A 23,103-nucleotide genomic window follows, 5' to 3' on the forward strand; every position below is an offset into this window, starting at 1 on the left:
CTTTTTCAACGGCCCCACCCTGCATCTTTGCCAACTCGCCTTGAAGACTTGGGCGATCGCCGCCTTCAGGCCCTCGTGCGCGTCGGAGATGACCAGCTTGACGCCCTTGAGGCCGCGGCTTTCCAGCGAACGCAGGAAGCCGAGCCAAAACACCGCCGCCTCGGACGGCCCCAGCCCGAGCCCGATGATCTCGCGCCGCCCTTCGCCGTTCACCGCCGTGGCGATTATGGCGGCGACCGAGACGATCCGCCCGTTCTCGCGCACTTTCAGATAGGTCGCGTCGAGCCAGAGATAAGGCCACTCGCCTTCGAGCTTGCGGTCGAGGAACGAGTTCACCCGGTCGTCGATGTCTTCACAGAGCTTCGACACCTGGCTTTTCGAGATGCCCGACATGCCCATCGCTTGGACGAGATCATCGACTTTTCGCGTTGAAACGCCCTTGATCCAGGCCTCCTGAATGACGGCGACCAGCGCGCTCAGCGGTCTTGCGCGGCTCCAGGAAGCCGGGAAAATAGCTGCCCTTGCGCAGCTTGGGGATTTTCAGCTCCAGCGTGCCGAGCCGGGTGTCGAGTTCGCGCGGACGATAGCCGTTGCGCTGCGTCGTGCGCCCGTCCGAACGCTCGTAGCGTCCGGCGCCGATCAGGTTGTCGACGTCGAAGTCCATCAGTTTCTGCAACACCGCCTCGGCGAGGTCCTTCAGCAGGTCCTCCCCGCCGCGCTCGCGCAGTTGATGAAGAAATGCCATTGTGTCGTCGGTCATTGTGTCCTCGTGTCGGTGGGGTCAAGCTTCAGTAACTCGACCATAACCGAAGAGGGCGCGATGACCGCCCCGGCAAAGCCGCCGGCCTCCGCTAAGCGGAGCTCCGTCCGCCGGATCACTCAGAAAATCTCCACCACGTTCGTGGACGCTACCTCCTCGACGGCGTTCGCTATCTTGACATGCGGAAGGCCGGGAAGCGCATTGCAAGCAACAGGGATGACATTCATCATCTCTTCGAACAAGCGCGGCAAACCTCGCGGACTTTGGTAGGAAAGAAACGTAACATCAGCGACACGGGGATGCCACCGCCGCAAGGTCGGCTCAATTTCATCGCGGTTGATTCCCCATTGCATGGGCGGCAGGCGATATTTTTTCGTTTGGTTCAGTCCAAGCAGGGTGAGATCCGAAAACCAGCGCGGGATGGTGTCGAACACGAGTTCGCAGCCCGGAAACCGATCGGCGATGGCGACGACAAGTCGCCGCACGCTCTCTGGCGCGAAATACATCAGCAGCCCCTGCGCGACGATGAAGACGCCGAATGACGGGTCAACTTCTTCCATCCAGGCCTGGTCGAGCGCACTTGCCGCGAAGTGGCGGAAACGATGGGTTGGCGCGAGAAAAACTTCGCGCAGCCGAATGGCGTCGGGCAGGTCCACCGATAGCCAGCGCATTCGTCCATTGTCGACGCGCCGCCCTTGTGTTTCAAGTCCCTCCCCGAGCGATACGACGGTCCCTTCCGGATGGCGCTTGAGCCACGACCGCAGCGTCCGGTCAATTGCGCTTGCGCGGACCGCGAGCGAGCCCTGAGGCTCGCCGAAGTGACCTGCGAAGTCATAGTCGATCGCCGACTGGATCCGCAAACTCTCACGATCTTGGAGCACGCCGTCGGGGCGCCTGGCCTCGCAGGCGCGATGGTACAGCGACCAGAGCATCGTTTCCGAGACGCCGCCGAGGCCTTGCACGATCCCATTCAATCGCGGCTCCGGCGGCTCTCGCCGTTCTGCGGCTGTTGGAGCGGCCGACCGCGCGCCACCCCGACGATTTCCCGTGTCGACCGTATTGGTCCCTTCCGTCATTGGGCGCCCCTTGATAGCCTAATCACCTTGCCTGATGGCGGGCGTTGAACCCTTCCGGGCGGGCGCCCCGCCAGTGGTGGACGCGGCCGGCGACGGTTCAACCGGCGGCGCTGATGGGCCAGCGCATATCCAAGCTATGCGGAGAGCCGCTCCAGGTTTTGATCAACGACCATACGCAAATCCGCCATCACGACATGCGGAAATGTGCCTGAAGCGAGCTTCATGGCGGCGTCAGAGAAGGCAAGAACTTTCTCGTCGACCATTTTATAGGCTTCCGTGCGAGCGTCAAAAAAGTCAAAAGCGAATTTATTGAAACGAAGCGCAATGACACGTTGCGCCTTCCAGTTTAGTTCACTTTGGCCAAAGACCATTTCATGCCAAAAATCGACCATACGCCCTCACTCTCGGTCGTCTTAACTCACGAGGGCTGATAAGGTCCCACAAAAAGTCTGGGCCTCTTCGGCGTTTGTGAACATCCTGGTTGCAAAAGTCCGGCACACGCTGGAGCGCAGACGATCAACGCCGCCAGGGTTACGGCGTCTCCGCTCCATTCAAGGCCCTAATGTTTCGCCGCTCCGAAGGCTGCAAAGACGACGATCGAATGTTGCCAAGCACTGCCGTCCCAGAGTCGCCTCTGGGGTGGATTGAGGCGCATCTGCTGGCCGGCGCGAGGCTTTTACGGCATTTTTCGCGCATATTCCCCCCGACCGGGACCGGGTGAGGCCGGCGTTTACCGCCACGCGCGCCATTGTGGGAGCCAACGAACGTCGGCTCAAAGCGATCGGTTCGGGATTGCGGGCGGCGCGCCGGAACCGAACGCCGCAGCATCGGTTGAACTTGAGCAAAAGGCGAATATGGCTCACGCACAAGGACCGCATCATTGAACGACGCCGACGCCAGGGTCATACCTTTGCAATGTCCGCAATGTGGATGCGCCTTCGAACCGACGGTCGGCCAGATCAGATCGCCGGAGACGATGTGCTGTCCCGGATGCGGCGTCAGAATCTGCATGGACACCACGACCTCCTCGAATGTCCCGGACGAAATTCATGAGGCGGCCGAACGACATCCATCGGAGATCATGATCAAGTTCATCGATCGCCCCGGAAGCGCGGACGATGACGCTTGACGGCTCGCTCGAGACGGGTTTGAAAAGCACGGCGGCCGGATGATCGCGCCGGACGCCTCGAACCTGTGATGAAGATAAGCTTTGCGTCCATCCTGTCATGGATCCCCGGCCAACGGCCAGCGAGATCGCCCGAATCGAAACCTTGATCGCGCGACTGGCGCTCGCGCCGATGACGTGCGCCGAACGTTCCTAAAGGAACGGCGCGATGTCGAAGGTCTTCGAGCGACAGCGCGCGAGCGCTATGGAATCATCAAGGCGCATTATGACCGGTTGGCGCCGGCTCCGCGCGCGGGCGCGTGCAAAAATTCGCAAGACCAGCGTTCTGAGCGCCTTGCGTCGTTTATCCTCATGATTATCATCGGATAGCCTTGATCTTGGGCGAAGTCGCATCCGGGAGGCCCGTCGCCGAATGCCGGAGAGTGTAAAAGCCAAGACATTGACGATGTTTTCGCTGGAGGACTCCCTTCAGGCGGCGCTCGATATCGCCCATATGGGCGCCTGGGGCTGGGACGAGACGACGGGCGAAAAAATATGGCCCGCGCAGACCAAAGCCATTTTCGGGCTTCAGCCCGAGGTCGAGATGACCCGGGACCTGTTCGTCAGCCTGCTCCATCCCGACGATGTTCCGCGCTATCGGGACGCCTGGGCGGCGGCGATGAATCCGGCCGGCGGCCGCATCTATGAGCTGACGTATCGCATATGCAGGGCGAACGACGGCGCCGAGCGCTGGATTCATTCCAAGGCGCGCGTCGAGTTCGACGGCGCCAGTCCGGTTCACGTCCTCGGCGCGTTGCGCGACATCACGGAAGAGCAGGCCACGACGGCGCGCCTTCGCGAGAGCGAGCAGCAACTCAGCCTGTTCATCGAGCACGCTCCGGCCAGCATCGCGATGTTCGACCGCACCATGCGCTATCTCGCGGCCAGCGCCCGCTGGAACAGCGATTATGGCTTGGCGCACACGCCGGTCGGCCGCAGCCATTACGACGTGTTCCCCGAAATTTCCGAAGCCTGGAAAGCCGTGCACAGGCGATGCCTCGCCGGCGCGGTCGAAAACTGCGATGGCGAAATGTTCGCGCGCGCCGACGGCAGCGCCCCGTGGATAAAATGGGAGGTGCGGCCCTGGCGGGACGAGCGCGATGAAATCGGCGGCATCATCATCAGCTCGGAAGACATTACCGCGCGCAAGGAGGCGGAGGCGCTCTCCGTTCACCTCGCGGCGATCGTGGCCTCCTCCACCGACGCGATCATCAGCAAATCGCTCGATGGCGAAATCATGAGCTGGAACGCGGGGGCGGCGCGTCTCTTCGGCCATGCGGCGCAGGACATGGTGGGGCGACCGCTGGCGCGCATCATCCCGCCGGAATGGATGCAGGACGAAAACCGGATTCTCGCCCGGCTTCGGGTTGGCGAGCGCATCGAAAACTACGAGACGCAGCGTCTGACCAGCGACGGACGCCGCCTCGACGTTTCCTTGACGATATCGCCCGTCAGAGACGCCGCGGGCAAGATCATCGGCGCGTCGAAGATCGCGCGCGACATCACCGAGCGCAAACGCATGGAACGGGCGCTGCGCGAAAGCGAGGAGCGGCTGCGTTTCGCGCTGAGCGGCGCCCAGGCTGCGGCCTGGCAATGGAACCTTGCGACCGGCGAATTGATCTGGTCGCCGGAGTGCGCGGCGCTCTTTGGCCGCGACCCGCACGCGCTGGCGCGCTACGAACTCTGGCGAGATTGCCTGCATTCCGAAGATTTGGCTCCCACCGAGCGCCTGCTGCAAGGCATCATTGCGAGACGTGAGCCGGAATATCGGGCGGAATACCGCGTGATCCTGCCCTCCGGCGATATTCGCTGGCTCTCGTCTCTCGGACGGATTGAATATGACGCCGATGGCGCGCCCGCGCGCATGTCAGGCATCAACCTCGACATCACCGAGCAGAAGCGCGCGCAAGACGCCGTGCGCGAGCGCGAACAAAGGCTCACGGCCTTTCTTGAAAACAGCTCGGTCTTCGCCTGGCTGAAGGATGAAAATGGCCGGTATCAGTTGTTGAACCGGAATTTCCAACGCCGGCTCGGCAACCATTTCCAGCTGGGCAAAACCGACCATGAACTGTGGCCGCAAGCCATCGCCGATCAATTCGTGAAGAACGATCGCGCCGTGCTCGCCGCCGGCCAGGTGATGGAAGTCGTGGAGGCCGCACAGGATTCAGATGGCGGGTTGATCTGGTGCCATGTCAATAAGTTCAGCTATCGCGACGGCGCAGGCCGGCGTTTTGTCGGCGGCCTCGGCGTGGACATCACGGCGCGCATCAAGGCCGAAGCGGCGCTCCATGACAGCGAGGCGTTGTTTCGCGCCGTGTTCGAACAATCCGCGGTCGGCGTCGCCATTGGATCGGCCAGCGCCGACGGCGGATTCCTGCGCGTCAATCCACGGTTCAGCGCGATGCTGGGTTATGACGACGACGAATTGATCGGACGGACGTTCCAGGACGTCACCCATCCTGACGATCGCGAGACCAATCTCCGCCATGTCAACGCGATCCTGGCGGGCGAGGTCGACACCTATCGGATGGAGAAGCGTTACCTTCGCCAAGACGGAGCGCCGGTGTGGGTTGACGTCGCCATGGCCCTTGTCCGCGACACAAAGGGCGCGCCAGCTTTCTTCATCGGCACGTTCATCGACATCAGCGCCCGCAAGACATCGGAGCAGGCGCTCCTGCTCGCCAAAGCCGAGGCCGAACGCGCCGACCTCGCCAAGTCGAAATTCCTTGCCGCCGCCAGCCACGATCTCCGCCAGCCCGTGCAGTCGCTGACCTTGTTGCTGAGCGTCATCGAGCGGCAGGTGGCGGACAAGCCAAAGGCCGCGAACATGGTCGAAATGGCCAAGGCGTCGATGGCGAGCCTCAATGGCATGCTGACGGGCATTCTGGATATCTCCCGCCTCGATGCGGGAGTGATCACACCCGTCGCGGCGAGCGTCGATGTCGGCGACCTCGTCGATCGGTTGGCGCGCGAATATGCGACGCGCGCGGAAGCGGTCGGCCTTGAGCTTCGCCATGCGACGCGCGCGTTGCGGGCGCATACCGACGGCTCGCTGCTGGAGCGCATCTTGCGCAACCTGATCGAAAATGCGCTGCGCTTCACCGAGGAAGGCGGCGTTTTGATCGGCGCGCGTCAACGCGGCGAACGCGTCAGACTCGACATCATCGACACGGGAATCGGCATTCCAGCCGAGCAGCAGACGGAAATTTTCGAAGAATTCCGCCAACTCGGCAATCCCGCGCGCGACAGCAGCCGCGGATTGGGCCTGGGCCTGGCGATCGTTTCCCGTCTCGCCTGTCTCCTCGGCGCCGAGGTGCAGGTGGCGTCCCGCGTCGGCCGCGGCGCGCGCTTTTCGCTGTTTCTCCCGCTCGACAGGTCCACACCGCCGCGCGCGCGGGCCACGCCGGCGATCGAAGACGCCGGCGGCCGCATCCTTATCATCGAGGACAATTCCGGCATTCGGCAGGCCTATGAGATCATGTTGAAGGAGTGGGGTTACGAAACCCTGAGCGCCGGCGACGGCGAGGAAGCGCTCGCCCTCGCCGCCCAGTCGAAGTGGGAATTCGACGCCATCATCGCTGACCACCGGCTTGGTCCCGGTCTGACCGGCAACGCCGCCGCGGCTGAAATCGCACGTCAGGCCGGCCGCGCATTTCCGACCATGCTGGTCACCGGCGACACGGACGAGGAACGTCTCACCGAAATCTCCGCGAGCGGCTTCGCCCTTCTGCACAAGCCCGTCGCCGCCGACGATTTGCGTCGAGCGCTGGCGTCATTGCTGGGGGTGACGGCGGGCCTCAAAGCCCAACATGCCGGGTGATATCGTCTACACTGCCAATGAGTGCGCCAACTTGTCATGCGCAGCGGAATATGGAGGCCGGCGACGCGCTTCGGATTAGGCCGTCGGAGGATTCACGGCGCCTTTGAGGCATGCGAGTCTGCGCCCGCCTCCTTGAGGACATGTGGCGAAGATTTGGAGCCTGCATTGGCGCCGGGACACGCTTGAGAAAAAGGGCGGGGGCGTGGCGACGAACAGATTTGTTCGCTCCTGCCCCTTCCCGCATTTTCAGAATTTGAGCACCGGCGCCTCGTCGAGCAAAACGCGCTCGACGCCGATATCGAAGAACGTGCGCCGGCGGTGATGACGCGCGAGGTTCGCAACGAAATTGGCCGGGAACTGACGCAGAGTCGCGTTATATTCGTCGACACTCGCGTTGAAGAACCGGCGCGAGGCCGCGATTTTATTTTCCGCATCGGAGATTTCCATTCGCAATTGCTGGAAATGCGCGGAGGACTGCAATTGCGGATAGGATTCGACCACGGCCATCAATCGCGCCAGGCCCACAGAAAGGTCAGCTTCCGCCGCCATCACTTGCTCGGGCGTCTGCGCGCCCAGCGCGGCGCCGCGCGCCGCAGTGACCTTGCCTAGAATCTCCAACTCCTGGTTCGCGAAAGCGCGCACAGTTTCCAGCAGGTTGGGCAGCAAGTTGTGGCGGTGCTTGAGCTGAACGTCGATGTCAGCGAAGGCGCGGTCGCAACGGCTGTCGAGCGCGCCGAGCCGGTTGAAGGCATGCCAGATCATGAGGCCGGCGCCGACCAAGGCCAAAAGGGCAAACCAATGCCATTCCATTGTGATATTTCCTTGCGAACAGAAAGGACCAAGTCTGGCCGACATCCGCGACTGAAATGTAAACAGCGTTTCGTCACTGGCGAATAAGACAGGCGCATTTTAAGCGTGCTTAACAATTGTTTCCGATATTTTCGCAACGTAAACCATAAACGAATACTGTTGATTTAAATTTAGGTGGTGATGTGGCGCTGCGTCCGGCGCCGCCGACGCTCGGATCGGAGCAAATCATGGCTGAAAATATCCTTTCGCGTGTCCGGCGCCTCGTGTCAGGCGGGGTCGAGGATCTCATCGATTCCATGGAGAAGGCGGGAGGCGAGAGCGTGATGCGCGAAGCCATTCGGGAAGTCGATCGGGCGCTCGACGATGCGCGGGCTGAGACAGGAAGGGCGGCGGCCCGAAAGGCGCAGGCGTTCCGTCAGGTTCAGATGGTCTCCGCGAAACTCAAGGAGCTTGAGGGAAAAGCCAAATTCGCACTTGAACAAAATCGCGAGGATCTCGCCGAAGCGGCGATCGCGCGCCAGGTCGATCTCGAAGCCCAAGTTCCCGTGCTTGAGGCCGCTGGTTGCGAAGCGGGGGAGGAAGAAGAACATCTCCACGCCTGCGTGGCCGCTCTCGCTGCGCGCAAACGGCAGATGGAGGCGGATTTTGCAGCGCTCGCCGCTGCTCGACGCGAGGCCAGCGCCGCGTCCGGGGCGGCGGCTGACGCGACCTATGACGACGGGATCGTTGAGAAAGCGCAGCGCGCGTTTGACCGCGCCATGGACCTGGCTGGAGGAGCCGCCGGTCCGAGCGCCATTGAACCGAAGACGGCGAAACAACTGGCGGAAATCGAGGCGCTGGAACGCAGCGAGAAAATCAACGCGCGTTTAACTGCGCTCAAGGCCGATCTTCCGCGTTGAAGCGCACGGCGCCCCATCGCCGGCATTGTGGCCCCGGCGGCCCTGCGGCGCCGGCTTGTCGGGCAAGCTTCCGGTCGTTGTCTGGCCGACCGCGATGGCTCAATCGCCCCCTCTTCTCGAATGGATTGAAGCTCCATGCGCGTCAACGGTCTATTCGGCCATATTCAGCGTAATAACGCCCGTTCGCTGCTGCTGCTGACCTCATTTTTCTTTCTTTTCGAATTGCTGCACCTGATGTCCGCGGTGGCGCCCGTGATGGACAGGAAGCATTTCCAGCACGCGATCGCCTCGGTCACGCAGACCGTCACAAACCAACCGCCCGCCCCGGTGGCTGAGCCCGCCACCCAGCGCGAGGCGGCCGAGCAGGACCTGCTGGATTCGCCGTTCATGCAGGCGATGCGGCGCAACATGTGGTGGCAGACGCTGGTGCTTGCCGTCGTGTGGTTCGCCGCCGCGTGGTTCATCTACAAATATGCCCTGCAAGCGGCGACGGGCGCCCGCAACGCCGATCGCAGATTTGAGCCTCGTCTGTTCAACATGGTCGAGACGCTCGCGATTCAGGTTGGCTTGCCCTGTCCGGAAGTCCAGATCATCGAGAGCGCGGCGCGCAACGCCTACGCGGCGGGTTTCGCTCCGGCGTCGGCGGCGATCGTCGTCACGCGCGGCCTGCTCGACGCGCTCAACGACCGTGAACTCAAGGCGGTGCTCGCCCACGAAATCATTCACATCCGCAACCGGGACATCCGCCTGATGGCGGTGAATACGATCTTTTGCGGCATGGTCTTCGGCGCCGCCTGGCACATGCTGGAAAAGGGTTTTCGGCGCGGCGCCTTTCTGCTGGCGCTCATCCCGCCGTTTTCCGGCTTCATGCTGCCTTTCGTGTTCTGGACCATCGCGGTCGTGGTCATCGGCTCATGGATGGCGCGATTCGCCATCAGCCGGGCGCGCGAATATATCGCCGACGCCGGCGCGGTCGAGTTGACCCACGACCCGATGGCGCTGGCCTCAGCGCTTCGCAAGCTTGAGGGGCGCGAGGTCGTGGAAGGCGCGGACATGTCGCTGCAAGCGATGATGTTTGTCTGCAAGGCGGGCGGTTTGTTCGCAAGCCATCCGAGCCCCCGCGAACGCATCGCCGCTCTGCACTTCGCGCTTCCCAACATGATCCCGGCCGAGGCGGTCGAACGCGTCGCGGAACGGCCGGAAGAGCTGAATTGGGCAAATTTCCGCGCTGCAGCCGACCAGATGCCGAAATGGCTGATACGGCCCATCGTGATCATCCCCGTCGCCCTGTTGACCGCAATCGTGAATTTCGGCGTGGCCCACGTGATCGATCCGCAATACGCCTCGGCCATGATCTTCGCGCGCTCAGGCGGCTGGGGAGGCGGATTTTCCCATGACTACAGCGGTTTCAAGCAAATCGGCGGCGGGGGGCCGGCCAGCGACGTTCAGGCGTCTTCCGACGACACGGGGGGCAGTTTCGAGGATTATTTCGGCATCGACCAGGAGCTTCACGGCAAGAAGGCGGGCGCTTACATGAACCAGCTGACCCGCGCCAGGACCAAGGTCGCCAAATGTTTCCCTGTCGGGTTCGCGGAGCCGTATGAGTCGGGCCATCAGCCGTTTCGCTACAAACCTGTGGACGACGAGACCATCAAGAATTCGAGATATGCTGACGAGTCGCTCTATCTCGCCTGGCAATACAAGTCTGCGATGACGTTTGCGCTCAACGATTGCGTCGCTAACGGCTGCGCCGGTGAAAGGCTCAGCTTCTACAAGAGCATGCTGAGCTCTTACATGACGCACAAAATGATTCTCGTGCGAGCGTACGACCGCAATTATGGCGCCGCGGGCGTCGGCTTCGCTCAGAATTATTTTCGAGCCAGGCAGGATGACGCCATCATCGCCGATGTGAGGGCGCGCGTGGGGCGCGGTGAGATCGATGTTCACGAGTTCCCGACAGAGTATGACGCGCTCCGCATGACGCTGGAGCGGGCGGCGGAGGATTTCCTGCCCTGTCACAGGAGGGGGGAATGGCGCGAGGGTCTCGGGGAGCAACTGCCGGTCACTGAGAAAGGCAAGCGCTTTTGGGATTGAGGCCGAAAGCGGCGCGAAGAGACCGCGTCGGCCTCGCGGCCCGATTCCGGCGCGTTCGCCGGCTATGTGTTGCTTATGCCGAGGTTTTTCAAACGCGAGGGCGCGCGTTGGCGTCATGCAGGCCAGCCGCCTTTACGCGGTCTCCAATGTCGTTCGCGCCGGCGACGTCAACTCCCAGCTGACGCCCATTGCGCGATACTCGATCGCCACCTTGCCTTTGACAGCTTGTTCCGCCATCGCGACGATCACCCTCTCGCCGAATCCTTTGCGAGTGGGCGCGACGACGCTCGGACCTCCATCTTCGATCCAGTGCATTACGAATGTTGGCGTCTCGCCCGTCTCCGCGACGCTCCAGTCGATCCGCACCTGGCCCTTGTCGTCGGACAGCGCTCCATATTTGGCCGCGTTGATCGCAAGTTCATGAAGCGCCATGCCAATGCCTTGCGCCGCTTTCGGGCAAAGCCGCAAAGGCGGTCCCACGAGCAGGAGCCGCCCTCCAATCAGGTCGCTCAGATGGGCAAGCTCGGCCCGCACGAGGGCGCCGACATCGACGCCGCTCCATTCGTTGCACATCAGAAGGTCCTGGCACGCGGACAGCCCGCAAATGCGGCTCGCGAGATCGGTCGCAAACGCGGCGGGGTCGCCGGTTTTCGCCGACAGCAACGCCATCGACTGCACCACGCCAAGCAGGTTTTTGGAGCGGTGATTCACCTCGCCCATGAGAAAGCGAATCTGCTCATCGGCCCTGATCTGATCGGTCACGTCGAGATTTGTCCCGACGACCCATTCGGTCTGCCCGAGAGCGTTGACGCGGACAGCTTCCACGGCGCGAATGTTGCGGCATTCGCCGGTGTCATTGCGCCGGATGCGGAATTGACGGGCCCCAGGTCCTCGGTCGCGTATCGTCTTGCGCAACTGCTCTTCTTGCTGCGCCAGATCCTCGGGGTGGACCGCCGCCGCCCAGACGCTGTAGCTGATCAAGCCTTCGTCCGTCAGAGGAATCCCGTGGATGCGAAACATCTGGGCGTCCCACCGGATCCTTCCGGACGGAACATGCCATTCCCAGATTCCCACGCCCGTCGCCTCTGTCGCCAGCCGGGTTCGCTGCTGACTTTCGGCCAGCAAGCTTTCTGTGCATTTTCTATCGGTGACGTCGACGTGAATGGCGATATAACGGCTCGGCTTTCCGCCTTCGAGGATGGGGACGATCGTGGTGTCGACCCAGTAAGTCGAGCCGTCCTTGGCCCGGTTCTGGATGTCGCCGCGCCAGACCCTTCCGCTGGCGATCGTCCTCCACAGGTCGCGGAAGAATTCGGGCGGGTGGAAGCCGGAATTGACGATGCGGTGGTCTTGCCCGAGCAGTTCTCCGCGCGAATATTGCGAGATGGCGCAGAACTTGTCGTTGACGAAAGTGATCGCGCCTTTTGGGTCGGCAATGGCGACAATCGCATGCTCGTCGAGCGCCCACTTCAGGTCGCCGCCCTCTTTGAGCGAAGCGCGCAACTCGCGCGCGGCGCGCTTCTCAGCGGTGATGTCGCGAGCGACCTTCGAGGCGCCGACCACATGACCAGCGGCGTCCCTGATCGGCGAAATCGTGAGGGAAACCTCGATCCGACGGCCATCCTTTGCGAGGCGCGTGGTTTCATAATGTTCGATGACCTCGCCGTTTCTAATCCGCTGCAGGATCATCTGTGCTTCATCGAGCTTTTCGGGCGGGAAAATGCACGTGATCTGCTTACCGACAATTTCGTCAACGCCATAGCCGAACACGCGCGTCGCGGCGGCGTTCCAGCTCGTGATCTTGCCGTCGAGGGTCTTACTGAGGATGGCGTCGGACAAGGAAGCGAAGATCGCCGTTGGATCGGCGGTGACGTCGTCCGACGCACCGATTTGACTTGTCATGAGTGCCTCGTCTTTGACTGGACACGAAGCGCGCGGCGCTTGAGAGGCGCGGCAAGAAAGGCGTAAATTCACAGGCTGAGGTTGAACTAAAACTACCCGCCTGAAATCTCTACGGGTCAAGCATGGCCTTAGAAAGTCATGCACCGAGCATCGTGAAATCAAATATTTGTGATGACGAAGTTCTCGACCGCCTGGAAGGGACGGTCCGAATAATCTTAAATGACGCCAGCCGAGGACGTTTTTTTGGAGAAGCGGGGGTGTGTTCGTCTGCTCCGACTTTCTGCTTCACCGCGCCGAGCAGTCTGGATAGCGAATGCGCCGGCTGCGGAGCCGCAAATCGCAGACGCAAAGAAGCCCTCCTCGTTTCTAATGTCGCTGGTTGACGCGGCTGCGCGGCCTCACGGACGAACGCGGCTCCCTTTGCATCGGAGCGACTCGTTCCTGAAGCTCCACGGGGACGCCTGCATTCGATTCACGCCTCATCAACGCCGGTCGCCGCCCCCGATTTTCCAGTCCCCCTGGGCCGGCGACATTCGCGATAGCTGCTTTATAGCAAGCAGAGTCGGCATTTTCGAATGTCGGCGCAACCATTGACGTACGTAAACATCAACAAGCGTCGATAAAAAATGAGCTTTCAACCTCACTTGTTTTAAGAAGTTTTTTACGATACTAGCAAATTTTAAGATGCGCATTTGCGAATACGTGCATCCAGCTCTCGTTGAGGATACGCACCACTTCCAACCATCCGTGATTAGGTTAAATGTTTTTTAAAAGAGATTGAGCCCCGCACACGTGTTGACGTGAGTAAATATGAACTTTTTTAAAATAACCGTATTGTCGCCTGATGTTTATATTGGTATGTTTTTGGATATCGAATTGAAAAACACCTCCATATTGAGGCAATACAATGACTCTTGTGAATGCATCCGCTGTGCCGGATATTGATTTTAATCAAGAGATCGGCGACGGCGCGGCGCGCCAAGTGATCTTCATTGAAAACACCTTGGACAATTGGCAGAAACTGGCCGGCCTGCTGCCCGCGTCTGCTGAAGTGGTGATTCTGGATGGCCGTGAGGACGGTCTTGCCCAAATGGCGCGCTATCTGTCGGCAAAACCGGCCGGTTCTGTAGATTCCCTGCAACTGCTGAGCCACGGCTCAATGGGCGAGGTGCAGTTGGGCAGCCTGACGCTGACGATGAGCGCCCTGCAAGCCAACGCCGACAGCCTGCGCCAAATTGGCCAAGCCCTGTCCGACAAGGCGGATTGGCAGATTTACGGTTGCGACGTAGCCAGGGGCGCAGAGGGGCGACACTTCATCGATGCGCTGGCGCGTTTGACCGGCGCCGACGTGTCGGCTTCGGTTAACCGGACCGGTCAAGGGGGCGACTGGGCGCTGGAAGCGCATACCGGCGCCGCCAGCGCTGCGCCCGATTGGGTGGCCCGCGTGGAAACCGATTATCGTGGCGCCTTAGCCATCACCCACAACTTTGAATCCGGCGACACCATCACCGGCGCCAGCACGTCGGCCCTCACGCTCAAGAACAACACGAGTAATGTCTCGATCATGCTGACCGCCGCACAAGGGGTGTGGAAGGCCGGCAATGACGCGTCCAACGGTTATTCAACCACGTTTTCCGGAAATTGGGGCCTCAACGAAGCCGGCTCCTCAACCAACGTGACCTTGACCGTTGATATGGACAACAACGGTTCCTTTGGAGACGCGTTCTCGTTCAACAGCTTCAAGCTGTCGGATCCGAGCTTCAACGGCGGGCTTTACGTCATCAAACCCAATGGTTCGACCACCGGGCAAGAAACCATCCTGCTGAACAGCATGATCGATTCCTACTCGACATTTTCCCCAACCACTTCAAGCAACTTCAACAATATAACCAGCCTGAGCATAGACTTCTCAAGCTCCGCCACGGGCATTGCGGTGGACGATTTCGATATCGGCGCTCCGGCTGCGGCCAACACCGCACCCACGATCACCAGCGGCGCGATCGGGTCGGTGAATGAAAACGCCAGCACGTCCACGGTGGTGTACACCGCCACCGCCACCGACGCCGAAAATGACGCCATCATCTACGCCTTGACCGGCGCCGACGCCGGCTTGCTCACGATCAACAGCAGCACCGGGGTGATGCGTCTGCTATCCTCCGCCAACTACGAGGCCAAGAGCAGCTACAGTGTGAATGTTTTGGCCTCCGATGGTTCGCTCAGCAGCACCAAGGCGGTGACCATCAATATCAATGATGTCAACGAAACCCCGACATATTCCAGCGGCGCCTCCGGCAGCGTGGCGGAAAACGCCGCCACCACCACCGTGGCGTACACCGCCGCCTCCACCGACCCGGAAGGCGGCGCCATTACGTATTCGCTGTCCGGCACGGATGCGGCCTCCTTCAACATCAACAGCGGCACGGGCGCCATCAGGCTGAACGCCTCGGCGAACTATGAAGCCAAGTCCAGCTATAGCCTGAACGTGCTGGCCTCCGATGGAGTCAACACCGGGATGAAGGCTATCACCATTGCCGTGACCAACGTCAATGAAAAGCCTGAGATTACGGCGCCGGCCTCGCAGAACGTGGACCAGGAGACAGCCACCGCGCTGACCGGCATCAGCGTTGCGGATCCGGATTCCGGCTCAAACATGATCACCCTGTCGCTGTCGGCGCCGGCGGGCAGCTTCACCGCCACCTCTGGCAGCGGGGTGACGGCGCTGGGCAGCGGCGCCAGTTCGCTGACGCTGACCGGCACGCAAACCAACATCAACGCCTTCATTTCCGCCAGCAAGGCGACCTACACCTCGGCGGCCGGCGCCACCGGCTCGGTCACCCTCAGCATCGGCTCCAACGACGGCGGCAATTCCGGGTCCGGCGGCACGCAGACCGACGTCAAGACCGAAACGCTGAACATTGTGGCGCCCGGCTCGACGCCCGTGATCACCTCGGGCGCGTCCGGCTCCATCGCGGAAAACGCCGCCACGAGCACTGTGGCGTACACGGCCGCCGCCACCGACGCCGACAACGACACCCTCACCTACGCCTTGACCGGGACCGACGCCGCGGCCTTCCTGATTGACGCCAGCACGGGCGCGGTGACGCTGGCGGCCGCCGCCGATTACGAGACCAAATCCAGCTACAGCATCACGCTCAACGCAAGCGACGCCAGCCATACCGCCACCAGGGCGCTGACCATCAATGTCACGGACGTCAACGAAGCGCCGACCAATATCGCCCTGTCGGCCAGCAGTATCGCGGAAAGCACCGACACCTCGAGCGCGGTCAACATCGGTCTATTGACCAGCACGGACCCTGACGTCGCCAACACCTTCAGCTACAGCATTGTCGGGGGCGCCGACCAGGCCAGCTTTCAGCTGACCGGGGCGGCCTTGCAGTTCAAGGCGGGCGCCGCGCTCGATTACGAAACCAAGGGCAGCTATGCCGTCACCGTGCGCAGCACGGACCAGGGCGGCCAGAGCTACGACAAGGCGTTCGCCATTACGCTGACTAACGCCAACGACAAGCCCGAGCTGACCACGCCCGCCTCACAAAGCGTAACGCTTGGCGCGGCCACGGCCCTGTCCGGCATCAGCGTGTCGGATCAGGATGCCGGCGCCAACGCCATCGCGCTCACCTTAAGCGCCGCGGCGGGCGTTCTGACCGCCGCCAGCGGCGGCGGCGTGACCATTGGCGGTTCGGGCTCGGCCGCTGTAACCCTGTCCGGTTCGCAAAGCGCCATCAACACGTTCCTTGCGGGCGGCGGCGTGACGTACGCCCCGGACGCCAGCGCGACGGCCGGCTCCACGGTGACGCTGACCGTCCAGAGCGACGACAATGGCTTTACCGGCGGCGCGGCGCAGACGGTGAGCGCAACGATCGCCCTGACCCTGGCCGCCGCTGGAGGGGGCGGCGGCGGAACGACCGACACATTGATAGACGGCGTCCATGTCGCCGCTGGCTTTGCTATCCTTAGCGATGGAAGCATCGTGCCGACGACGACGATTCCGGTCATTGCCGGGGACCGCCATGATCAAGACAGCGCCAGCGCCGCCGCCGATATTCCGCTCGCGGGCGGCGCCGGCGCGCCCGTGATCAAGGCCGAAATTCCGGTGGGCATCGGCATGACCAGCGAAGGCGGCGACGGCGCCAAGGCAGACAAAACCGACCTGATCGCCGCCATCGAAAGCCGCACGGTGGACAAGTCGGCCGACCAGAACGCTATGGTGGAGTTGGGCCATTCTTTCCTCAAGGCCCTCCCCGCCTCTACCGACCTATGGGTGCGCACAGTCATCATCAGCGCCGATTCCAACAAGGACGCCGCCGGCAATCTGGTGTTCCGCGGCCAGACCAGCGACAGCGACGCCTCCTCCGCTCTGGTGCTGGATTTCAGTCACCTGCCGAAAAACAGCAAGGTTTCCACGGAGAACATCAATTTTGCAGCGGTCGTCGGCGAGGTGAACATCACCACCGGGGACGGCGACCAACTGTTGATCGCTGACGACAAATCGCAAACCCTGGACCTCGGCGCCGGCGACGACACGGTGTATGCGGGCGCGGGCGACGATGTTCTGAACAACAGCAAAGGCGACGACAAACTGTTCGGCCAGAATGGCGACGACACGTTCGGCGCCGAAAACGGCAAGAACATGCTGCATGGCGGCGCGGGCGACGACATGGCCAAATTCACCGGCAGCCGTTCCGATTACACGATTGAGCATCATGATGGCTACGTCAAGGTGATCAACAATACTGACCCAAGCAAGACAACGCTGCTGATCAACACCGAAACCCTGCAGTTTGCCGACACCAGCGAGACCGTCCCGACTCGGGATGCGCTGGATGTGCTGGCCGGAGCTTATATGCAAATCGTCGATCGGCAGGCTGACCTCTACGGGTTTGAATGTTGGGCCAATCTGCAATCCTCGGGCGCCAGCCTGGGGAGCATCGCCATCAAGATGATCCGTTCCGACGAGGCTAGGGCCCATGGGTTCGTTCTGAACGGCGATGCCGGGAATGACGTGGAAATGCTCTACAAGGCCCTTCTGGGGCGTGAATCGGACAGCAAAGGCAAGGCTGCATGGACGCAACAGTTGCAATCGGGCGCCTTGACGCTGGAACAGGTGGCGGACGCCTTCATGCTGGGTCGCGAAATGCAAACACACTATTTGACGCCGACGGAATGGGATTTCTTCGTGTGACAAACGGCCTTCCCGTATTACTGGCGAGCGGTTCGCACGCTTGAACTGATCTGTTTCCATGGCGCGGCGAGGACTCGCGCCATGGTGGGGAGGCTGAAGATCAAAACAGAGCTGACGCCCCGGGCTTCCAGCGTGAAGCGCAACGGTTGCGCCTGCCGACACGGACATGCCGGTGAGCTTCGGCAGTGCAATCGTGGACGGCTGCGCTTCCGGTTTCTCAGCACCTGAGGATCCGGCGTCGGCAAAGGGCGTCGGCTGGCTTCAGCTCTGGCTTAATGCCTGACGCCTGGTCCCATTGGCCGAAGCGTTGATCCTGAAAATGCAACGCGATGTTCGTTCCAAGGACGCGACCTTCGAGACGTTGAAACGCGACGGCCGCCGGAGCGACGGCCAGCCCTCGCAGCGTCACGTGATCGCCGGCTGTCCCCGGTCACGTTCCGCAAACACCCAGTCTCGGAACTGGCGCCCGACCGGGTTGCGTTGCGCCGGAACCGCGATGACATAGCCGCGATCGCTGGTCAGTTTCTGCTCGGTCAGACGCACGATCCAACCCGCGCCAAGCCCGTCATCCACCAGCGGGCTCCAGCCCAGCGCGACGCCCTGGCCCTGCATGACCGCCTGCAGGATCAGCGGATAATTGCCGAAACTCAGATCCTGCGGCTGGGGGAGCGCGCCGGGATTTTCCACCACGCCGTGCGCCTTCATCCAGTCCGCCCAAGTGAACCAGCGGTCGTCGCCGCCTTGGAGGTGCAGCCGCCGCATCTGCGCAATCTGATTCGGGGCCAGCGGCGGCTTAGCGTCCTTCAGAAGCGCCGGACTGCCGATCGGCGTCACCTCCTCGCCAAACAACAGGCTGGTTTCCCAGCCGGGCGGAAAAAACCGCCCGCGGCCGTCGCCGAACAAAATGGCCACATCCGCTTCCTCGCCGCGCAGATCGACCACGCTCTGCGCCGTAAGGATGCGCACCTCGACGCCGGGAAGCTGGACCTCCAGCGCGGCGAGCCTCGGCATCAGCCACAGCGCCGCGAAAGCGAAATCGGTGAACACGACCAGCCTTTTGCGCACGGGATCGCGCCTGATGGCGGAGGCGGCGCCATCGATCAGGCGCAGCGCCGTCGCCGCCGCCTCGAACAGCGTCTGACCCGCCTGCGTCAGCGCCACGCCGCGATGCAGGCGGCGGAACAGGGCGACGCCGAGCTCCGCTTCCAGCCCCTGCATCTGCTGACTGACCGCCGATTGGGTCAGCCGCAGCTCGGCGGCGGCGGCGCTGAAACTGCCGCGCCGCCCCGCCGCTTCGAAACTGGCGAGCGCGCTGAGCAGAAGTCGGGAGGAGGCGTCTGGCATTAGCGCGGCTCATGGGGGCCATAAGGGAAAAGCGTCTTCACAGATTTCTTATTAGTATATTAATTTGATAGCAATTGTTATCTAACCCGCCGCCCCCCACGACGCCACCCCTGTTGAAACAGGCTGTTCTGCGTGGCGCGTCCAACCGGGAAGCCCGTTTTATGCCGTCCGCCCGCCCCAATCTGCTGATCGTCGTCGCCGACCAGTTCACCCCTGGCGCCCTGCCCGCTTATGGCAACAGGGTCGTCCGCGCGCCCAACATCGACCGGCTGGCGGCGCAAGGCGTCCGGTTCGACCGCGCCTACGCCAACAGCCCGCTGTGCGGCCCTTCCCGCGCGTCCTTGCTGACCGGGCGCCTGCCGGCGGGAATCGGCGCCTATGACAACGCCTGCGAACTGCGCGCCGAGCTTCCGACCATCGGCCATCATCTGCGCCGCGCCGGCTATCGCACCATCCTGTCCGGCAAGATGCACTTTGTCGGTCCCGACCAGTTGCACGGCTTTGAAGAGCGGCTGACCACCGACATCTACCCGGCCGATTTCACCTGGACCCCCGACTGGACCCGGCCGAACCACCGGCCCGACTGGTATCACTCGATGGATTCCGTGCGTCACGCCGGCCCCTGCGCGCGCAGCAACCAGATCGACTTCGACGAGGAGGTGGTTTTTACCGCGCGGCGAAAGCTGTTCGATCTCGCTCGCTTCGGCAGGGACAGGCCGTTCGCCATGGTCGTGTCGCTCACCCATCCGCATGATCCCTTCAACATCGGACGGGATTATTGGGATCGCTATGCCGAATCCGAAATCGACCTGCCGCGCGTGCCGCGCCCGTCTGATCCAGACCCGCACAGCGCGCGGCTGCGAACTGTCTGCGGCATCGACGCCGAACCGGTGAGCGAGGACCAAATCCGCGCCGCCCGTCACGCCTATTACGGCGCCGTTTCCTTCGTCGACGACCAGATCGGCCTGCTGCTCGACAGCCTCGACCAATGCGGCCTCGCCGAGGACACCATCACAATTTTCCTCAGCGATCACGGCGAAATGCTTGGCGAGCGCGGCCTGTGGTACAAAATGTCGTTCTTCGAGGGCGCCTGCCGGGTTCCGCTGATCGTCCACGCCCCCGGCCGTTTCCAGCCGCGCGTCGTCGCGCAGGCGGTGTCGCTGGTCGATCTGCTGCCGACTTTGTGCGATCTCGCCGGCGCGGCTCCGCCCGAAGCCGTCGACGGGCGCAGCTTGCTGCCGCACCTCCGGGGCGCCGGCGGACATGATGAGGTTTTTGGCGAATATTGCGCCGAAGGCGTGGTGGCGCCGATGGTGATGATCCGGCGCGGACGCTGGAAATTCATCCATGCGCCGGGCGATCCCGACCAGCTTTACGATCTCGACGCCGACCCTGACGAACTTCAAAACCTCGCCGCATCCGCGCGGGAGGCCGAAGAATTTCGCGCGGAGGCCGAGCGACGATGGCCGCTGGAAAAAATCGCCGCCGACGTGCTGGCGAGTCAGAGCCGGCGGACGCTGGTCGCCGACGCGCTGCGGCGCGGACGCGTGACCGCCTGGGATTACCAGCCGCCCGGCGACGCCGCTTCCGCCTACATTCGAACCCACAAGCCGATCGAACGGCTGGAGGCGGACTGCCGCCTGCCAAGCCGCCGCGCCTCCCGCTGACAAGCCCCAGCCCGACAGGATCGAAATGACCAAGACCCATTCCCGCCGCGCGCTCGCGGCGCTGCTGCCGCTCGCCTTGCCGGTCTCGGCCGCCTTCGCCGAAGACAAGGTCACGCCGCCGCCGTCCCCGGTCGCGACGCCCGCAACGGAAGCCACCGTCGCGGATGTCGTCATCCACGCCGAGAAGAAGGAGGAAAAAGCGCAGGAGGCTCCGATCTCGCTGACGGCGGTCTCCGGCGCGGCGCTTGAGACGACCGCCGTGCATGATTCGCTGACGCTGGCCCAGGCCATCCCCGGCCTGCAGGCCGAAACCACCTCCGGCGCGACCAATCCGCGTTACCGCATTCGCGGCATCGGCACCAACGACTTTTCCGCCAATATGATTCCGGCGGTGGGCGTTTCCGAGGACGACGTGTTTCTCGACGCCGGCTCCGCCCAGGGCGTGCCGATTTACGACCTCAACGATGTCGAGGTTTTGCGCGGGCCGCAGGGCACGCTGCAAGGCAAGAACACCACAGCGGGAACGATCAACTATTACACCAAGCGCCCGACGGCGGATTTTGAAGGCTATTCCCGCACCACCATCGGCGATTACGGCCGCAGGGGCGAGGAGGCCGCGATCAGCGGCCCGCTGATCCAGGACAAGCTGCTGGGACGCTTCTCCTTCACCAGTCAGGGCCACGACGGCCAGTTTAACGACCTCTACCGCAACAGGACCGTCGGCGGACAACGTTATTGGGACGCACGCGGGCAACTCCAGTTCTTCGCCACCGACGACCTGACCATGCTGCTGAAACTGCATGCCGGCGACAACAAGACCGACGTGCCGTTGCGCCATGTCGGCCTGCTCGCGGGCGGCCTTGACGCCCAAGGCTATGCGCAGGCGCCCGGGAGCAATGTGCTCGCCAATAACGGAAGCGGCGACTCGTTCAATCGCCGCGCCGGCGTGTCGCTCAACACGCGCTATCATTTCCCCAACGATTGGACGCTGACCAACATCTTCGCCTACGAATCCAGCAAGTTCAGCATTTTCTCCGACGATGACGCGTCGCCCGCGCCGCTGAATTACGAGGAGCGGATCGCCGGTCGCTCCAACGTCGTCAGCAACGAACTCCGCCTCGCTTCACCCGAGGCTGACCCGGTCCGCTTCATCGGCGGTCTGTACTATCTCGACAACCAGACCAATTCCAACAGCCAGCAGCCGCTCTACAGCCCGCTGAATTTTGGGCTGGACGGCAACGCGTATAATTTCAACATCTCAACGCGGGATATCGCGGCGTTTTCCTCGCTGTCCGCCGACCTGACCGACAAGCTGACCCTGACCGTCGGCGGCCGCCTCACCCACGAGCGGCGCAGCGCCAGCGGCGAAGCCTGGTCCTACGTCACCGACAGCGCCGCGCCGCTCGACACGAGCGCGCGCAACCTCACCTATATCAACACCGGCGCCGGCCTGTACGTCGACCCGGCGACCGGCCTGCCGATCACCGGTCCGGCGCTGTCGACCAGCGGGATTCACGACAGCGAGGATGTGACGCTCAAATACAAGCTCACCCCCGACGACTCCGTCTATGCGCGCTTCGCCCGCGGCTTCCGCTCCGGCAATTACAACACCTATGTCGCGACGGCCTCCGATTTCGCGCTCTACGAACCGGAAATCCTCACCGACTACGAGGCCGGCGTCAAAACCCTGCTGTGGGACGGCCGCCTGCAGCTCAATCTCAGCGGCTTCCACTACGATTATCAGAACATGCAGGTGACGATCCTGCAGAACACGGGAACCACCACGACCAACGCCGCCAGCGCCGTCTCGGACGGTTTCGAACTCGAAGGCAAGGTCCGGCCGCTCGAAGACGTGACCGTGAACTTTGGCGTGACTTACCAGAACGCGCATTATGTGAAATTCACCAACGCCAGCGCGCCCTATCCGGTCAACCTGGGCAATCCGATCGACCTCAGCGGCCAACCGTTCGAACGCGCGCCAAAAGTGTCGGCGAACCTCGGCGTGACCTATCACATCCCCGTTTCGTTCGGCTCGTTCGACCTGAGCACCGACTGGCGCTACACCAGCCGTTATCGGTTCCAGGCCTGGTCCGACGCCACCAATGTGACGCCGGCGCCGTTCCTGGCGACGCCCGCGGCGCAAGTGCTGATCCGCAATTCCTTCTCGCAAGGCGACCTGCTGCTCGGCAATATCCGCATCGCCTGGCATAGCCCGGATGAGAAGACCGAGATCGCCGCCTGGGTGCATAACGTCACCGACCGGGCCTACAACACCAATGCGTTCGGGATGTTCTTCAACCGCAGCATCACGCAATATCCGGGCGAGCGCCGCTTCGTCGGACTTGAACTGACGCAGAAATTCTGAT

Annotated in this window: 11 protein-coding genes and 1 pseudogene; 6 read left to right on the top strand and 6 right to left on the bottom strand. The window is 62.5% G+C overall.

From position 1 onward, the window contains the following. The 3 genes and pseudogenes from CFB24_RS18130 to CFB24_RS18140 form a co-directional block, all read right to left on the bottom strand. A pseudogene (locus CFB24_RS18130) lies at positions 1–760 on the bottom strand (IS256 family transposase); the annotation flags it as partial. Between the two features lie 119 nt (positions 761–879). After that, entirely contained in the window at positions 880–1,734 is an 855-nt protein-coding gene (locus CFB24_RS18135; RefSeq protein WP_206605487.1) for a class I SAM-dependent methyltransferase, read from the bottom strand. A gap of 236 nt (positions 1,735–1,970) precedes the next feature. Next, positions 1,971–2,228, bottom strand: coding sequence for a hypothetical protein (locus CFB24_RS18140; RefSeq protein WP_141098494.1), 258 nt, complete (start codon positions 2,226–2,228; stop codon positions 1,971–1,973). A gap of 1,146 nt (positions 2,229–3,374) precedes the next feature. On the opposite strand from CFB24_RS18140, the gene CFB24_RS18145 reads away from it, so the two are divergent. Next, the gene (locus CFB24_RS18145) at positions 3,375–6,821 is read left to right on the top strand and encodes a PAS domain-containing hybrid sensor histidine kinase/response regulator (RefSeq protein WP_088522058.1); all 3,447 of its coding nucleotides are present in this window, start codon (positions 3,375–3,377) and stop codon (positions 6,819–6,821) included. Between the two features lie 246 nt (positions 6,822–7,067). Here CFB24_RS18145 and CFB24_RS18150 read toward each other — a convergent pair whose 3' ends face one another. Next, positions 7,068–7,583: a LemA family protein gene (locus CFB24_RS18150; RefSeq protein ID WP_244593262.1), complete on the bottom strand. Its 516-nt coding sequence runs from the start codon at positions 7,581–7,583 to the stop codon at positions 7,068–7,070. Positions 7,584–7,858: 275 nt separating this feature from the next. Here CFB24_RS18150 and CFB24_RS18155 point away from each other — a divergent pair, with 275 nt between their 5' ends. Both CFB24_RS18155 and CFB24_RS18160 read left to right on the top strand, forming a co-directional pair. Beyond that, positions 7,859–8,530 carry a PspA/IM30 family protein gene (locus CFB24_RS18155; protein WP_141098495.1) on the top strand — a complete coding sequence of 224 codons (672 nt, stop codon included), beginning with the start codon at positions 7,859–7,861 and terminating at the stop codon, positions 8,528–8,530. A 135-nt stretch (positions 8,531–8,665) separates the two neighbouring features. After that, positions 8,666–10,624, top strand: a complete 1,959-nt coding sequence (locus tag CFB24_RS18160) for a M48 family metalloprotease (protein ID WP_088522061.1) — start codon at positions 8,666–8,668, stop codon at positions 10,622–10,624. A 132-nt stretch (positions 10,625–10,756) separates the two neighbouring features. Here CFB24_RS18160 and CFB24_RS18165 read toward each other — a convergent pair whose 3' ends face one another. After that, positions 10,757–12,526 carry a PAS domain-containing sensor histidine kinase gene (locus tag CFB24_RS18165; protein WP_088522062.1) on the bottom strand — a complete coding sequence of 590 codons (1,770 nt, stop codon included), beginning with the start codon at positions 12,524–12,526 and terminating at the stop codon, positions 10,757–10,759. A 907-nt stretch (positions 12,527–13,433) separates the two neighbouring features. Here CFB24_RS18165 and CFB24_RS18170 point away from each other — a divergent pair. Next, positions 13,434–17,726, top strand: coding sequence for a cadherin domain-containing protein (locus tag CFB24_RS18170; protein ID WP_088522063.1), 4,293 nt, complete (start codon positions 13,434–13,436; stop codon positions 17,724–17,726). Positions 17,727–18,131: 405 nt separating this feature from the next. On the opposite strand, the gene CFB24_RS18175 is transcribed toward CFB24_RS18170, so the two are convergent. Then, the gene (locus CFB24_RS18175) at positions 18,132–19,070 is read right to left on the bottom strand and encodes a LysR substrate-binding domain-containing protein (protein WP_088522064.1); all 939 of its coding nucleotides are present in this window, start codon (positions 19,068–19,070) and stop codon (positions 18,132–18,134) included. 161 nt (positions 19,071–19,231) lie between these two features. On the opposite strand from CFB24_RS18175, the gene betC reads away from it, so the two are divergent. Then, the gene (gene betC / locus CFB24_RS18180) at positions 19,232–20,737 is read left to right on the top strand and encodes a choline-sulfatase (RefSeq protein ID WP_088522065.1); all 1,506 of its coding nucleotides are present in this window, start codon (positions 19,232–19,234) and stop codon (positions 20,735–20,737) included. Between the two features lie 25 nt (positions 20,738–20,762). Then, complete coding sequence (locus CFB24_RS18185; protein WP_088522066.1) at positions 20,763–23,102, top strand: TonB-dependent receptor; 2,340 nt, start codon at positions 20,763–20,765, stop codon at positions 23,100–23,102. Position 23,103: the final 1 nt, after the last annotated feature.

The organism is Rhodoblastus acidophilus (assembly GCF_900187365.1).
In the GTDB taxonomy this organism is placed as follows: domain Bacteria; phylum Pseudomonadota; class Alphaproteobacteria; order Rhizobiales; family Beijerinckiaceae; genus Rhodoblastus; species Rhodoblastus acidophilus.